General features: G+C 60.0%; 13 protein-coding genes. 7 read left to right on the forward strand and 6 right to left on the reverse strand.

All coding sequences use genetic code 11. The features are described 5' to 3' along the window. Positions 1-2: 2 nt before the first annotated feature. Together BMY54_RS19585 and BMY54_RS19590 are read left to right on the forward strand one after the other, a co-directional pair. Positions 3-1,730, forward strand: coding sequence for an ABC transporter ATP-binding protein/permease (locus BMY54_RS19585; RefSeq protein WP_093435882.1), 1,728 nt, complete (start codon positions 3-5; stop codon positions 1,728-1,730). Between the two features lie 190 nt (positions 1,731-1,920). Then, a complete protein-coding gene (locus BMY54_RS19590) occupies positions 1,921-2,670 on the forward strand; it encodes a FadR/GntR family transcriptional regulator (RefSeq protein WP_175559635.1) in 750 nt (249 codons plus the stop codon). Between the two features lie 4 nt (positions 2,671-2,674). Here BMY54_RS19590 and BMY54_RS19595 read toward each other — a convergent pair whose 3' ends face one another. Continuing rightward, positions 2,675-3,055, reverse strand: a complete 381-nt coding sequence (locus tag BMY54_RS19595) for a hypothetical protein (protein WP_093435886.1) — start codon at positions 3,053-3,055, stop codon at positions 2,675-2,677. 296 nt (positions 3,056-3,351) lie between these two features. Between BMY54_RS19595 and kdgD the strand changes: the two genes are divergently transcribed. The 5 genes from kdgD (at position 3,352) to BMY54_RS19620 (ending at position 10,018) form a co-directional block, all read left to right on the forward strand. Beyond that, positions 3,352-4,263 (forward strand): 5-dehydro-4-deoxyglucarate dehydratase, encoded by a 912-nt coding sequence (gene kdgD / locus BMY54_RS19600; protein WP_093435890.1) that lies wholly within the window; start codon positions 3,352-3,354, stop codon positions 4,261-4,263. 75 nt (positions 4,264-4,338) lie between these two features. Next, on the forward strand, positions 4,339-5,784 hold the full coding sequence (locus BMY54_RS19605; RefSeq protein ID WP_093435896.1) for an aldehyde dehydrogenase family protein: 1,446 nt from the start codon (positions 4,339-4,341) through the stop codon (positions 5,782-5,784). A 100-nt stretch (positions 5,785-5,884) separates the two neighbouring features. Next, positions 5,885-7,249 (forward strand): MFS transporter, encoded by a 1,365-nt coding sequence (locus tag BMY54_RS19610; protein ID WP_034154459.1) that lies wholly within the window; start codon positions 5,885-5,887, stop codon positions 7,247-7,249. An 11-nt stretch (positions 7,250-7,260) separates the two neighbouring features. Continuing rightward, on the forward strand, positions 7,261-8,814 hold the full coding sequence (garD, locus tag BMY54_RS19615) for a galactarate dehydratase (RefSeq protein ID WP_093435900.1): 1,554 nt from the start codon (positions 7,261-7,263) through the stop codon (positions 8,812-8,814). A 262-nt stretch (positions 8,815-9,076) separates the two neighbouring features. Further along, on the forward strand, positions 9,077-10,018 hold the full coding sequence (locus BMY54_RS19620) for an AEC family transporter (RefSeq protein WP_093435905.1): 942 nt from the start codon (positions 9,077-9,079) through the stop codon (positions 10,016-10,018). 108 nt (positions 10,019-10,126) lie between these two features. Here BMY54_RS19620 and BMY54_RS19625 read toward each other — a convergent pair whose 3' ends face one another. The 5 genes from BMY54_RS19625 to gatA form a co-directional block, all read right to left on the reverse strand. Next, on the reverse strand, positions 10,127-10,507 hold the full coding sequence (locus BMY54_RS19625) for a carboxymuconolactone decarboxylase family protein (RefSeq protein WP_093435910.1): 381 nt from the start codon (positions 10,505-10,507) through the stop codon (positions 10,127-10,129). Continuing rightward, positions 10,504-11,565, reverse strand: coding sequence for a calcium/sodium antiporter (locus tag BMY54_RS19630; protein WP_093435915.1), 1,062 nt, complete (start codon positions 11,563-11,565; stop codon positions 10,504-10,506). Before BMY54_RS19630 ends, BMY54_RS19625 begins: the two co-directional genes overlap by 4 nt. 46 nt (positions 11,566-11,611) lie before the next feature. Next, positions 11,612-11,986, reverse strand: coding sequence for a septal ring lytic transglycosylase RlpA family protein (locus BMY54_RS19635; RefSeq protein WP_093435918.1), 375 nt, complete (start codon positions 11,984-11,986; stop codon positions 11,612-11,614). 148 nt (positions 11,987-12,134) lie between these two features. After that, a complete protein-coding gene (gatB, locus tag BMY54_RS19640) occupies positions 12,135-13,580 on the reverse strand; it encodes an Asp-tRNA(Asn)/Glu-tRNA(Gln) amidotransferase subunit GatB (protein WP_093435922.1) in 1,446 nt (481 codons plus the stop codon). Positions 13,581-13,590: 10 nt separating this feature from the next. Beyond that, positions 13,591-15,042 (reverse strand): Asp-tRNA(Asn)/Glu-tRNA(Gln) amidotransferase subunit GatA, encoded by a 1,452-nt coding sequence (gene gatA, locus BMY54_RS19645; RefSeq protein WP_093435926.1) that lies wholly within the window; start codon positions 15,040-15,042, stop codon positions 13,591-13,593. Positions 15,043-15,055: the final 13 nt, after the last annotated feature.

Genomic DNA, 15,055 nt, shown 5'->3' on the forward strand with positions numbered 1-15,055 from the left:
CCATGAATCAGAACGCTGAATATTCCGCGGTCAACGATGCTGTGCGCGGGCAGTTTTTTCGCAAGGTTTGGGCGATGATCACGCCTTACTGGCGCAGCGAAGAGAAGGGCAAGGCCTGGACGCTGCTGATTGCCGTGATCGCGCTTACGCTGTTCAGCGTATGGATCGCGGTGTGGCTCAACAGTTGGTACAAGGATTTTTACAACGCCTTGCAGAAGAAGGACGAGGCGGCCTTCTGGCAGTTGATCCTGTATTTCTGCGGTATCGCGGCGGTGGCGATTCTCGGCTCCGTGTATCGCCAGTATCTGACGCAAATGCTGACCATCCGCTGGCGTGCCTGGCTCACCGAAAAGCATTTCACCCGGTGGCTGGAGCACAAGAACTACTACCAGCTGGAGCAGGGTGGCTATACCGATAACCCCGACCAGCGGATCTCCGAAGACCTTAATAAATTCACGGCCAACACACTGGCCCTTGGCTTGGGTCTGATCCGCACAGTCGTCAGTCTGGTGTCGTTCTCGATCATCCTGTGGGGCGTTTCCGGAAGCATTGAGGTGTTCGGTTTCACTGTTCCCGGTTACATGTTCTGGTGTGCATTGGTGTACGCGGTGATTGGTAGTTGGCTGACGCATTTGATTGGCAGGCGTCTGATCGGTTTGAACAACAACCAGCAACGTTTTGAAGCCGACCTGCGTTTCTCGATGGTGCGGGTTCGCGAGAATGCAGAGAGTATCGCCTTGTACAACGGCGAGCCGAATGAAAACCGGCGCCTGAGTAACCGTTTCGGGCTGGTCTGGCACAATTTCTGGGACATCATGCGGGTGTCCAAGCGGCTCACGTTTTTTACCTCGGGTTATGGGCAGATCGCGATCATTTTTCCGTTCATGGTGGCGGCCCCACGGTACTTCAGCGGCAAAATCGAACTCGGTGAGCTGATGCAAATCAACTCGGCCTTCGGCAATGTGCAAGAGAACTTCAGCTGGTTCATCAGTGCTTATCAGGATCTGGCAGAGTGGCGCGCTACGTGTGACCGGTTGCTGAGTTTCCGCAATGCGATGAGCAACAACGAAGAACGCACCCCGGCCATCGATGTGCAGAATCAGGGCAGCGAATTGAAAGTGCACAACCTCGGTCTGGATCTGGCCGATGGTCGCCATCTGTTGACCAGTGCCGACATGACTGTGGAACCCGGCGAGCGGGTGATGCTCAGCGGCCGTTCTGGCAGCGGCAAGTCGACGTTGCTGCGGGCGATGGGGCATTTGTGGCCGGCGGGGCACGGCAATATTCGTTTGCCGGCGGCGCGGTATCTGTTCCTGCCGCAGAAACCGTATTTGCCGATCGGCACTCTGCGCGAGGCGTTGAGTTATCCACAGCCGGGCGACAGTTACGCGCCGGAGCGTTATGCACAAGTTCTGGAAACCTGCCGCTTGCCGCATCTGATTGGGCGACTGGACGAGGCCAATCACTGGCAACGCATGCTCTCGCCGGGTGAGCAGCAACGACTGGCTTTCGCCCGTGCGTTGCTTTATGCACCGCAGTGGCTGTACATGGATGAGGCGACTTCGGCGATGGATGAAGAGGATGAAGCGACGCTTTATCAGGCGCTGATCGATCAGTTGCCGGGGCTGAGCATTGTCAGCGTTGGCCATCGCAGCAGCTTGAAACGCTTCCATCCACGGCACGTGCGGATCGACAGCGGGCACTTGGTTGAACAGACCGTGACTGCCTGATCACCGTTAAACCCCTGTAGGAGTGAGCCTGCTCGCGATAGCGTTGGGTCAGTCACATTGATGCTGAATGTGCGGACGTCATCGCGAGCAGGCTCACTCCTACATAAAGCGATGTAAACCGGAAAGTGATCGTACAACCCGCTTGAGCTATGATGCCCCCAAGCCGAATTTTCGAGACAAGATGCACACCATGGAAAACCTGATCGACACCCCGCGTCTCCCGCGCAAGCGCCGCAGCCTGGCCCAGGAATTGGTGACGGTGCTGAGCGAGCAGATCCGCGATGGCCTGCTCAAGCGCGGTGACAAACTGCCTACCGAGTCGGCGATCATGGAGGCCCATGGCGTCAGCCGCACCGTGGTGCGCGAGGCAATTTCCCGTTTGCAGGCTGCAGGGCAAGTGGAAACCCGCCACGGCATCGGCACTTTCGTACTCGACACGCCAAGCCCGAGTGGTTTCCGCATCGACCCGGCCACCGTCGTCACCCTGCGGGATGTTCTGGCGATTCTCGAATTGCGCATCAGCCTCGAAGTCGAATCTGCCGGCCTTGCCGCGCAACGTCGCAGCGCCGAGCAACTGGCGACCATGCGCGCCGCCCTCGATGCGCTCAACGAAAGCGCTGCCCATGCCAGTGATGCTGTGGCTTCGGACTTTGCCTTCCACCTGGAAATCGCGCTGTCCACCGGCAACCGTTACTTCACCGACATCATGACCCACCTGGGCACCAGCATCATTCCGCGTACGCGGCTGAATTCAGCGCGACTGGCCCATGATGATCAGCAGCACTACATGAGCCGCCTGAGCCGTGAGCACGAAGAAATCTACGACGCGATTGCCCGTCAGGATTCAGATGCCGCGCGTGCGGCGATGCGTCTGCACCTGACCAACAGCCGTGAAAGACTGCGCCAGGCTCATGAAGAGGCGCAGGCGCAGCGGGGTTAAGCCGTCAGGCCTCGATCCGCAACGTCAACGCCTGCGAAAACGGCTCCATACTCGACTCATCGACAAACTTGTAGCGCAATTCGACGTCCGTGTTCAGGTACGGACGCAGTGCCTCTTTGGTGATCTGCAATTCGATCCCCATTAGTTTCTCCATCTCGTCTTCAGCATCGTCCCAAGTGCCGGTATCCACTTCTTCGCCTGCCCACAGGGGCGTTTCCGGGTCGTCGCCGAGAATCGGGTAAACGCTCCAGTTCGCCGGGAAGTCGCTGGAATCCGGGACGAGTGCGGTCAACACATCGGGCAGCGTCGATAGCTGAAGCGTGAGGATGTCGGAGGACGAAGCGGCGATTTGCGAAAGGGTCGGGGCAGCGTAATTCGTGGACATTTCAGTTTCCTTCGGTGGTCCGCCACGATCCTTCGTGGCAGTCGTCGCACCTTACCCGGCGTTTGTCCAATGCTCAGTAAACGAATTTTGACCAGACATTTCCGGGATGCAGCCCAGTAAACACGGGGCTTTGCGACAAACCCTCCTGCGCCCTGAACATCTTTGTCCGACAAAAAACCACCCACAACGATGAAATGCAGTTGACGGTTATCTTTTAAGTTGTACGATGACCTACAACTTCAGCGAAGGCTGAACGGACCAATCACAAAAAACGTTGCTACCAGGGTGTTCGAATAATGAATCCACAAGAACTGAAGTCCATCCTCTCTGCCGGCCTGCTGTCCTTCCCGGTGACCGATTTCAACGCGCAGGGCGATTTCAACCGCGCGGGCTACATCAAACGCCTGGAATGGCTGGCTCCGTATGGCGCTTCAGCCTTGTTCGCCGCCGGCGGCACCGGTGAGTTCTTCTCCCTGGCCGCCAGCGAATACTCGGAAATCATCAAGACTGCCGTCGACACCTGCGAAACCAGCGTGCCGATTCTGGCCGGCGTCGGCGGTTCGACTCGCCAGGCCATCGAATACGCTCAGGAAGCCGAGCGTCTGGGCGCCAAAGGCTTGTTGCTGCTGCCGCACTACCTGACCGAAGCCAGCCAGGACGGCGTTGCCGCTCACGTTGAAGCCGTGTGTAAATCGGTCAACATCGGCGTGGTCGTCTACAACCGCAACGTTTGCCGCCTCAACGCGCCGCTGCTGGAACGTCTGGCCGAGCGCTGCCCGAACCTGATCGGTTACAAGGATGGCTTGGGCGATATCGAGTTGATGGTGTCGATCCGCCGCCGCCTCGGTGATCGCTTCAGCTACCTGGGTGGGCTGCCGACCGCCGAAGTCTACGCCGCGGCCTACAAGGCGCTGGGCGTGCCGGTTTACTCCTCGGCGGTGTTCAACTTCATTCCGAAAACCGCGATGGACTTCTACCACGCGATCGCCCGTGAAGATCACGCCACCGTCGGCAAGATCATCGACGACTTCTTCCTGCCATACCTCGACATCCGCAACCGCAAGGCCGGTTACGCCGTGAGCATCGTCAAGGCAGGCGCGAAAATCGCCGGCTATGACGCAGGCCCGGTGCGGGCGCCGCTGACCGATCTGACCGGCGAAGAGTACGAAATGCTCGCCGCGCTGATCGACAAGCAAGGTGCGCAGTAACACCCGATAAAAGCGAGGCCGCTGAGCAATCAGCGGCTTTTTGCGTGAAGGCTTTGAGATGTGAGGGCTGCCCCTGTGACAACTGCAAAACGCTACGACAACTACATCAACGGTGAATGGGTTGCCGGTGCCGACTACTCGGCCAACATCAACCCTTCGGAACTGAGTGACACCATCGGCGACTACGCCAAGGCTGATCTGACTCAGGTTCACGCCGCCATCGACGCCGCCCGCGCCGCGTTCCCGGCGTACTCGACTTCGGGCATTCAGGCCCGTCACGATTCGCTGGATAAAGTCGGCAGCGAAATTCTCGCCCGTCGCGAAGAGCTCGGCACCCTGCTGGCCCGGGAAGAGGGCAAGACCCTGCCCGAAGCCATCGGTGAAGTGACCCGCGCCGGCAACATCTTCAAATTCTTCGCCGGTGAATGCCTGCGCTTGTCCGGCGACTACGTGCCGTCGGTGCGCCCGGGCGTCAACGTTGAAGTGACTCGCGAAGCGCTGGGCGTGGTCGGTCTGATCACCCCGTGGAACTTCCCGATCGCGATTCCTGCGTGGAAAATCGCCCCAGCCCTGGCCTACGGCAACTGCGTGGTATTGAAACCCGCCGATCTGGTTCCGGGCTGTGCCTGGGCATTGGCGGAAATCATCTCCCGCGCCGGCTTCCCGGCTGGCGTGTTCAACCTGGTGATGGGCAGCGGTCGCGTGGTTGGCGATGCGTTGGTGCAGAGCCCGAAAGTCGACGGCATCAGCTTCACCGGTTCGGTGGGCGTGGGTCGTCAGATCGCCGTTAACTGCGTGTCGCGTCAGGCGAAAGTGCAGCTGGAAATGGGCGGCAAGAACCCGCAGATCATTCTCGACGACGCCGACCTCAAACAAGCGGTCGAGCTGTCGGTGCAGAGCGCGTTCTACTCCACCGGTCAGCGTTGCACGGCTTCCAGCCGCTTGATCGTCACTGCCGGGATTCACGACAAGTTCGTTGAAGCCATGGCCGAGCGCATGAAGTCGATCAAGGTCGGCCACGCGCTGAAATCCGGTACCGATATTGGTCCAGTGGTTTCGCAAGCGCAGCTGGAACAGGACATGAAGTACATCGACATCGGCCAGTCCGAAGGTGCGCGTCTGGTCAGCGGCGGCGGTCTGGTGACCTGCGACACCGAAGGCTACTTCCTCGCGCCAACGCTGTTTGCCGACAGTGAAGCGTCGATGCGCATCAGCCGCGAAGAAATCTTTGGCCCGGTGGCCAACATCGTTCGCGTGGCCGATTACGACGCGGCGCTGGCGATGGCCAACGACACCGAGTTCGGTCTGTCGGCGGGTATTGCGACCACCTCGCTGAAGTACGCCAACCACTTCAAGCGTCATTCGCAGGCCGGGATGGTGATGGTCAACCTGCCGACCGCTGGCGTCGATTACCACGTTCCGTTCGGTGGCCGTAAAGGTTCATCCTATGGCTCACGTGAGCAAGGCCGTTATGCGCAAGAGTTCTACACGGTCGTGAAGACCAGTTACATCGGTTCCTGATAAGGCAATACCCCTGTAGGAGCAGTCTTCGGCAGCTCCTACAGGGAAGACCAAAGAAGATTCACCCGCGCATAAAAATAATCAGTGGGAGTACATCTACATGCAATCGTCCAAGCCGACTCACGTCCGCTATTTGATCCTGCTCATGCTGTTTCTGGTGACCACGATCAACTACGCCGACCGCGCCACGATCGCCATCGCCGGCTCCAGCCTGCAAAAAGATCTGGGCATTGACGCGGTCACCCTCGGCTATATCTTCTCCGCATTCGGTTGGGCCTATGTGGCCGGGCAAATTCCCGGCGGCTGGCTGCTCGATCGCTTCGGCTCGAAAAAAGTCTATGCCCTGAGCATTTTCACCTGGTCGCTGTTCACCGTGCTGCAAGGCTTTGTCGGTGAGTTCGGCATGTCCACGGCGATCGTTGCGCTGTTCATGCTGCGCTTTCTGGTCGGTCTGGCTGAAGCGCCGTCGTTCCCCGGTAATGCGCGCATCGTGGCGGCATGGTTCCCGACCGCCGAGCGCGGTACGGCTTCGGCGATCTTCAACTCGGCGCAATACTTTGCCACCGTGTTGTTCGCTCCGCTCATGGGCTGGATCGTTTACTCCTTCGGCTGGGAACACGTGTTTATCGTCATGGGCGTGTTCGGCATCGTCTTCTCTGGCATCTGGCTGAAGGTTATCCACAGTCCGCGCCAACACCCGCTGGCCAACGAAGCCGAAGTGCAGTTCATTGCCGACAACGGCGGCATGGTCGACATGGACGTCAAGCAAGGCAAAAAAGCCGACGGTCCGAAGTGGGATTACATCCGTCAGTTGCTGACCAACCGCATGATGCTCGGTGTGTATCTGGGTCAATACTGCATCAACGGCATCACCTATTTCTTCCTGACCTGGTTTCCGGTGTACCTGGTACAAGAGCGTGGCATGACCATTCTCAAGGCCGGTTTCATCGCCTCGTTGCCGGCCATCTGCGGCTTCATCGGCGGCGTGCTCGGCGGGGTGATTTCCGATTACCTGCTGCGCAAAGGCCACTCGCTGACCTTCGCCCGCAAGGCACCGATCATCGCTGGCCTGCTGGTTTCCAGCAGTATCGTCGCCTGCAACTATGTTGATGTGGAATGGATGGTGGTTGGTTTCATGGCTCTGGCCTTCTTCGGCAAAGGCGTTGGCGCACTCGGTTGGGCAGTGGTCTCCGACACTTCGCCAAAACAGATCGCCGGCCTGAGCGGTGGCCTGTTCAACACTTTCGGCAACATCGCTTCGATTACCACGCCGATCGTGATTGGCTACATCATCAGCTCCACTGGCTCGTTCAAATGGGCGCTGGTGTTTGTCGGTGCCAACGCACTGGTGGCGGTGTTCAGCTACCTGGTGATCGTTGGCCCGATCAAACGCGTGGTCCTCAAAGAGCCGCCAACCAATGGCGGTACTGAAGCCACCGGTAAATTGTCTCAAGCGCATTCCTGAGGAGCGGCGTCATGCAGTTGATTGAACATTCCGACTCGCCGCGCCACATCCGCCTGCACGAGCGGGACAATGTGGTGGTCGTGGTCAACGACCAGGGCGCTCCGGCCGGCACTGAATTTGCCGATGGCCTGGTGACGCTGGAATTTGTGCCGCAGAGCCACAAGGTCACCCTCGAAGACATTCCCGAGGGCGGCCAAGTGATTCGCTACGGTCAGGTGATTGGCTACGCGTTGCAGCCGATTCGCCGTGGCAGTTGGATCAAGGAAGATCAACTGCGCATGCCGACCGCGCCGCCGCTGGACAGCCTGCCGCTGTCCACCGAGGTGCCGGACGCGCAGGCACCGCTGGAAGGCTTCACGTTCGAGGGTTATCGCAACGCTGACGGTACCGTCGGCACGCGCAATATTCTCGGCATTACCACCACGGTGCAGTGCGTCACCGGCGTGCTCGATCACGCGGTGAAACGCATCAAGGAAGAACTGCTGCCGAAGTACCCGCATGTCGATGACGTGGTGGCGCTGACTCACAGTTATGGCTGCGGCGTGGCGATCACTGCCACTGACGCCTACATCCCGATTCGTACCGTGCGCAACCTGGCGCGCAACCCGAACCTCGGTGGTGAAGCGCTGGTGATCAGTCTGGGCTGCGAGAAGTTGCAGGCCGGGCAGGTCATGCACGAGGACGATGCTTCGGTGGATCTCAGCGATCCATGGCTGTATCGCTTGCAGGATTCCAGTCACGGTTTCACCGAGATGATCGAGCAGATCATGGCGCTGGCCGAAGTCCGTTTGAAGAAGCTCGACCAGCGCCGCCGCGAAACCGTGCCGGCCTCCGAGTTGATCCTGGGTATGCAGTGCGGCGGCAGCGATGCGTTTTCCGGAATCACCGCCAACCCGGCGCTGGGCTACGCCTCGGATTTGCTGTTGCGGGCAGGGGCGACGGTGATGTTTTCCGAAGTCACCGAAGTGCGCGATGCGATTTACCTGCTGACATCGCGCGCCGAAAGCAAAACCGTCGCCGAGGAACTGGTGCGCGAGATGGACTGGTACGACCGATACCTGGCCAAGGGTGAAGCGGATCGTAGCGCCAATACCACGCCCGGCAACAAGAAGGGCGGGCTGTCGAACATTGTCGAGAAGTCGCTGGGGTCGATCGTCAAATCCGGCAGCAGCGCGATCAATGGCGTGCTTGGCCCTGGCGAGCGGTTCAAGCAGAAGGGGCTGATTTTCTGCGCGACGCCGGCCAGTGATTTTGTCTGCGGGACGTTGCAGTTGGCGGCGGGGATGAACCTGCATGTGTTCACCACCGGGCGGGGTACGCCGTATGGGTTGGCGATGGCACCGGTTGTGAAGGTTTCGACGCGGACAGAGTTGGCGCAGCGTTGGCCTGATTTGATCGATATCGACGCCGGGCGAATTGCTACCGGGCGGGCGACCATCGAGGAGTTGGGTTGGGAGCTGTTCCACTATTATCTGGATGTGGCGAGCGGCAAGCAGCAGACGTGGGCGGAGAAGCACAAGCTGCATAACGACATTACGTTGTTCAATCCGGCGCCGATTACTTGATGGTTTGGGGGTGGGTCAAAAGCTACCCTCACCCCAGCCCTCTCCCGGAGGGAGAGGGGGCCGATCCGGGAATATTTAAGAAGTACATCGACCTGAAAGTGCTTTGCCGAATCCATAATCGACTCGGTCTTGCAGGTCGATGTATGACACAAGACACCTCGGTCAGTCCCCTCTCCCTCGGGGAGAGGGTTAGGGTGAGGGGCTTTTCAAGCTTTTGGCTTATCATTAGCCCCCTAACGACGCTCACCCAAGGCTTCCCGGCATGCTGGCAATCTTCCTCGAAACCCTGAACATCACCGCGCCGGTGTTTGCCATGCTGTTTCTCGGTGTGCTGCTCAAGCGCATCGACTGGATCAACGACAACTTCATCCACACGGCCTCGTCGCTGGTGTTCAACGTCACCATGCCGGCGCTGCTGTTCCTCGGCATTCTGCACGCCGACCTGCACGCCGCGTTGCAACCGTCCCTGCTGATCTACTTTTCTCTCGCCACGCTGGTGAGTTTTGCCCTGGCCTGGGGCTGGGCGATTTTCAGATGCCCGCGTGAAGATCGCGGCATCTACACCCAAGGCGCGTTTCGCGGCAATAACGGCGTGATCGGTCTGGCACTGGCGGCGAGCATGTACGGCGATTACGGGATTTCCCTCGGGGCGATTCTCGCGGCGCTGGTGATCCTTTTCTACAACACGCTGTCGACCATTGTGCTCGCAGTTTACAGCCCGGTGATCAAGTCCGATCCGTGGAGCATCTGCAAAAGCGTGTTCAGCAATCCGCTGATCATCAGCGTGATTGCGGCGGCGCCGTTTGCCTATTTCAAGATCGGTTTGCCGGGTTGGCTGGAAACTTCCGGCCAGTATCTGGCGCAGACTACCTTGCCATTGGCGCTGATCTGCATTGGCGGCACGTTGTCGCTGGCGGCATTGCGCAAGAGCGGTAGCATGGCGCTCAGTTCCAGCCTGGTGAAGATGATCGGTCTACCGGTGCTGGCGACGCTGGGGGCGTGGTTGTGGGGCTTTCGTGGGGCGGAGTTGGGGATTCTGTTTCTGTACTTCGGCAGCCCGACGGCGGCGGCGAGTTTTGTCATGGCCCGGGCGGCGCAGGGCAATCATGAGCTGGCGGCGGCGATCATTGTGTTGACCACGTTGATGGCGGCGATTACCACCAATATCGGGATCTTTGTTTTGCAATGGGGTGGGTGGATCTAGCCTGAATCTTGGGTTGCTCTCCCGGGCCTCTTCGCGAGCAAGCTCGCTCCCACATTTGAAATGCATTCCAATGTGGGAGCGAGCTTGCTCGCGAAGGCGTCAGTTCAATCACACAGGCTTCTGGTAGGTATCGATCACTTCCTGAGCTGCACGAAACGCATCGATCGCCGCCGGCACGCCGGCATACACCGCGCAATGCAGCAGCGCCTCACGAATCTCGTCGACCGTGCAGCCATTGTTCAGCGCGCCGCGCACATGGCCTTTCAACTCTTGCGGGCACTTCAACGCGGTCAGCGCGGCGAGGGTGATCAGGCTGCGGGTTTTCAGCGGCAGACCTTCGCGATTCCACACGCCACCCCAGGCATGTTCATTGACGAAATCCTGCAACGGCTGGGTGAACTCGGTGGCGTTGCCCAGCGCGCGATCAACAAACGCATCGCCCATTACCTGGCGACGTACTTCTACCCCGGACTTCTTCGATTCGGTCATGGCGTATCACTCTTGTGGTGTTGGCGGCGCCAAGCGCGGATCGACGTGAACAGCAGAAACGTCAACAGCGTCGGCAAGACATAAAACAGCATCAGCCGCTCAAGCTTGCCGGCCAGCGGCATGCCGGTGGTGAACGACACCACGTGCAGCCCGTACGCCAGGTACAAACCGAGCAACAGCAAACCTTCGGCGCGCGTCACGCGGTAGCCGGAATAGAACACCGGCAGGCACAGTGCGGCGACGCCGAGCATCACCGGCAGGTCGAAATCCAGCGCGTTCGGGGACACCGACAGCGGCGTCGGTGCGATCAATGCGGTCAGGCCGAGCACCCCGAGCAGGTTGAACAGGTTGGCGCCGATCACGTTGCCGACGGCGATGTCGCGTTGTCCGCGCAAGGCTGCGATCAATGACGTAGCCAGTTCCGGCAGCGACGTGCCGACGGCGACCACAGTCAGGCCAATCACTCGCTCGGAGAATCCCAGGTCGGTGGCCACCACGACAGCGGCGCCCAGCAGCAGATGCCCGGCAAACACCAGCATCGCCAGACCGATAACGATCATCAACAGGCTGCTGAACCACGAGGCATGCGCCGTTTCAGGATGTTCCGAATGCGGTCGCGTCGAATGCCGTGACTGGCGCAGCAGTAAACCGAGATACAGCGCCAAAGCTGCCAACAACAGAATGCCGTCGAAGCGCCCGATCTCTTCATTCCATGCCAGCACGAATACCAGCAGGCTGGCACCGATCATCAGCGGAATATCCAGGCGCACCAGTTGCCGCGAGACGCGCAGAGGAATGATCAGCGCGGAAAGCCCTAGGGTGACAAGGATGTTGAAGATGCTGCTGCCGACCACACTGCCGACGGCGATGTCCGGGTTATGCGCCAGCGCCGCTTGCAGGCTGACGGCCATTTGCGGTGCGCTGCTGCCGAGGGCGACGATGGTCAGGCCGATGATCAGCGGTCGCACATGCAGGCGTGCTGCCAGACGTACCGCTGCGCGCACCATCAGTTCGGCGCCGAAGATCAGCAGGCACAGGCCAGCGAGCAGTTCGATCACGCTGATCAGGGGTAAATCGGCTAATCCGAAAATGGTCAGCGCTCCATCAGTCGTCGAGGGCCTGCACGCGAACCCGCGCGGTGCCGCTGCGCAGCATGCCGAGTTGTTCGGCGGCCTCGCGGGACACATCGATCAGGCGTCCACGGGTATGCGGGCCACGGTCGTTGATGCGGACCACAACGGATTCATCGTTTTTCAGGTTGGTGACCTTCACCCGTGTGCCAAAGGGTAGCTGGCGGTGGGCGGCGGTCAGGGAATTCTGGTTGAACGGCTCGCCACTGGCGGTCCGTTTACCGTGGTGCTTGGCACCGTAATAAGAGGCGACACCGGTCTGGTCGTAACCGTGCGGGTCGATGATATCGGTACTGGCGCAACCGGCCAGCAAGGAGAGCAGGGCGAAAAGGCTGAGCAGACGCTTCATTCAAGGTTTCCCAAAAACAAATGTAGGAGTGAGCCTGCTCGCGATAGCGCAATGTCAGACACCGGAAAAGTGACTGTCAAATCGCTATCGCGAGCAGGCTCACTCCTACAGGGGATGGAGCCAGGCTGTTTGTCTGGCTCCATTTTCATCAGCCTTCGAGCTTGCTTTTCAGCAGTTCGTTCACTTGCTGCGGGTTGGCTTTGCCTTTCGACGCTTTCATCGCCTGACCGACAAAGAAGCCGAACATCTTGCCGCGTTTGGCTTCATCCGCCGCACGATACTGTTCAACCTGCTCGGCGTTGGCCGCGAGCATTTCGTCCAGCACTGCAGAGATCGCGCCGCTGTCGGTAACCTGTTTCAGGCCACGTTTCTCGATGATTTCGTCCGCGCTGCCTTCACCGTTGGCCATCGCTTCGAACACCACTTTGGCGATCTTGCCGGAGATGGTGTTGTCCTTGATGCGCTGCAGCATGCCGCCCAGCAGTTCAGCGGAAACCGGCGACTCGTCGATGTCCACGCCTTGCTTGTTGAGCAGGCTGCCCAACTCGACCATCACCCAGTTCGCCGCCAGTTTCGCGTCGCCGCCGATGGCTGCAACTTTCTCGAAGTAGTCCGCTTGCTCACGGCTGGTGGCCAGCACGTTGGCGTCGTAGGCCGACAGACCGAACTGGCTCTGGAAGCGCTCGCGTTTCTGCGGTGGCAGTTCCGGCAGGGTGGCGCGCACCACGCCGAGGAACGACTCTTCGATGACTACGGGCAGCAGGTCCGGATCGGGGAAGTAACGGTAGTCGTTGGCTTCCTCTTTCGAACGCATCGGACGGGTCTCGTCCTTGTTTGGATCGTACAGACGGGTCTGCTGGATCACTTTGCCGCCGTCTTCGATCAGCTCGATCTGACGCTGGATCTCGGTGTTGATTGCCTTCTCGATGAAGCGGAACGAGTTGACGTTCTTGATCTCGCAGCGCGTGCCGAACTCAACCTGACCTTTCGGGCGTACCGATACGTTGCAGTCGCAACGCAGCGAACCTTCGGCCATGTTGCCGTCGCAAATACCCAGGTAACGCACCAGTGCGTGGATCGCCTTGACGTAAGCCACGGCTTCCTTGGCGCTGCGCATGTCCGGCTCGGAGACGATTTCCAGCAGCGGTGTGCCGGCACGGTTCAGGTCGATGCCGGTGGCACCGTTGAATTCTTCGTGCAGGCTCTTGCCGGCGTCTTCTTCCAGGTGCGCGCGGGTGATGCCAACACGCTTGACCGTGCCGTCTTCCAGGGCGATGTCCAGGTGGCCCTTGCCGACGATCGGCAACTCCATCTGGCTGATCTGGTAGCCCTTCGGCAGGTCCGGGTAGAAGTAGTTTTTACGGGCGAACACGTTGTGCTGACCGATCTCGGCGTCAATCGCCAGACCGAACATCACCGCCATGCGCACCGCTTCCTGGTTCAGCACCGGCAGAACGCCGGGCATGCCCAGGTCGATCAGGCTGGCCTGGGTGTTCGGCTCAGAGCCGAACGTGGTGGAACTACCGGAAAAGATTTTCGACCGGGTAGTGAGCTGAGTGTGAATCTCCAGCCCGATCACGACTTCCCATTGCATGTGTGTCTCCTCAGAAGCCGGTTGGGGTGCGGGTGTGCCAGTCAGTGTTGAGCTGATACTGGTGGGCAACGTTCAACAGGCGACCTTCCTGGAAATACGGCGCGAGCAACTGCACGCCCACCGGCAGACCGTCGACAAAACCGGCCGGCATCGACAGGCCCGGCAGGCCCGCGAGGTTGGCGGTGATGGTGTAGACGTCTTCCAGATAGGCAGCGACCGGGTCGCTGTTCTTGGCGCCGAGTTTCCAGGCCGGGTTCGGCGTGGTTGGGCCGAGGATGATGTCGACCTCATTAAAGGCAGCCATGAAATCGTTCTTCACCAGGCGACGGATCTTCTGCGCTTTCAGGTAGTAGGCGTCGTAGTAACCGGCGGACAGCGCGTAGGCACCGACCATGATCCGGCGCTGCACTTCCGCGCCGAAGCCTTCGCCACGGGAACGCTTGTACAGGTCGATCAGGTTTTCCGGGTTCTCGCAGCGATGGCCGAAGCGCACGCCGTCGAAACGCGACAGGTTCGAGGAGGCCTCTGCCGGGGCGATCACGTAGTACGCCGGAATCGCGTGCTGCATGTTCGGCAGGCTGATTTCCTTGATCACCGCACCGAGCTTCTGCAGCTCTTTGATGCTGTTCTGGATCAGCTCGGCGATGCGTGGGTCGAGACCGGCGCTGAAGTATTCCTTCGGCACGCCGATGCGCAGGCCTTGCAGCGAGTCGCCCAGGCTGGCGGAGTAATCCGGAACCGGCTCATCGATGCTGGTGGAGTCGTTCTGATCGAAGCCAGCCATACCTTGCAACAAAATTGCGCAGTCTTCGGCGGTGCGCGCCAACGGCCCGCCCTGATCGAGGCTCGAGGCGTAAGCGATCATGCCCCAGCGCGAAACACGACCGTAGGTCGGTTTCAGGCCGGTGAGGTTGGTGAAGGCTGCCGGCTGACGGATCGAACCGCCGGTGTCGGTGGCCGTGGCCGCAGGCAACAGACGAGCGGCTACTGCCGCCGCCGAACCGCCGGACGAACCGCCCGGCACGTGTTCCAGGTTCCACGGGTTTTTCACCGCGCCGTACCAGCTCGACTCGTTGGCCGAACCCATGGCGAATTCGTCCATGTTGGTCTTGCCCAGGGTCACCGCGCCGGCAGCCGCCAGCTTCGCGACCACAGTGGCGTCGTACGGGGCTTTGAAGTTGTCGAGCATCTTCGAGCCGCAGCTGGTGCGAATGCCCTGGGTGCAGAACAGGTCTTTGTGAGCGATCGGCGCACCGAGCAGGGCGCCGCTCTCACCGTTGGCGCGGCGTGCATCGGCGGCTTTCGCCTGCTCGAGCGCCAGCTCTTCGGTGAGGCTGATGAAACTGTTGAGCTGCGGATCGAGCTGGGTGATGCGCGCCAGCAGGACTTTGGTCAGCTCTTCGGAGGAAAACTTTTTATCGGCGAGACCGCGGGCGATCTCGGCCAGAGTCATTTGATGCATTGCAGGCTCTTTC

It is taken from the genome of Pseudomonas sp. ok266 (assembly GCF_900110195.1).
In the GTDB taxonomy this organism is placed as follows: domain Bacteria; phylum Pseudomonadota; class Gammaproteobacteria; order Pseudomonadales; family Pseudomonadaceae; genus Aquipseudomonas; species Aquipseudomonas neuropathica.

Excerpts from the sequence above, each read along its gene's own strand:
- BMY54_RS19625 (WP_093435910.1), bottom strand. The coding sequence starts at position 10,507 with ATGACCGAATCGAAGAAGTCCGGGGTAGAAGTACGTCGCCAGGTAATG.
- garD (WP_093435900.1), top strand. The coding sequence starts at position 7,261 with ATGCAGTTGATTGAACATTCCGACTCGCCGCGCCACATCCGCCTGCAC.
- gatB (WP_093435922.1), bottom strand. The coding sequence starts at position 13,580 with ATGCAATGGGAAGTCGTGATCGGGCTGGAGATTCACACTCAGCTCACT.
- gatA (WP_093435926.1), bottom strand. The coding sequence starts at position 15,042 with ATGCATCAAATGACTCTGGCCGAGATCGCCCGCGGTCTCGCCGATAAA.
- BMY54_RS19585 (WP_093435882.1), top strand. The coding sequence starts at position 3 with ATGAATCAGAACGCTGAATATTCCGCGGTCAACGATGCTGTGCGCGGG.
- BMY54_RS19620 (WP_093435905.1), top strand. The coding sequence starts at position 9,077 with ATGCTGGCAATCTTCCTCGAAACCCTGAACATCACCGCGCCGGTGTTT.
- BMY54_RS19590 (WP_175559635.1), top strand. The coding sequence starts at position 1,921 with ATGGAAAACCTGATCGACACCCCGCGTCTCCCGCGCAAGCGCCGCAGC.
- BMY54_RS19595 (WP_093435886.1), bottom strand. The coding sequence starts at position 3,055 with ATGTCCACGAATTACGCTGCCCCGACCCTTTCGCAAATCGCCGCTTCG.
- kdgD (WP_093435890.1), top strand. The coding sequence starts at position 3,352 with ATGAATCCACAAGAACTGAAGTCCATCCTCTCTGCCGGCCTGCTGTCC.
- BMY54_RS19610 (WP_034154459.1), top strand. The coding sequence starts at position 5,885 with ATGCAATCGTCCAAGCCGACTCACGTCCGCTATTTGATCCTGCTCATG.
- BMY54_RS19635 (WP_093435918.1), bottom strand. The coding sequence starts at position 11,986 with ATGAAGCGTCTGCTCAGCCTTTTCGCCCTGCTCTCCTTGCTGGCCGGT.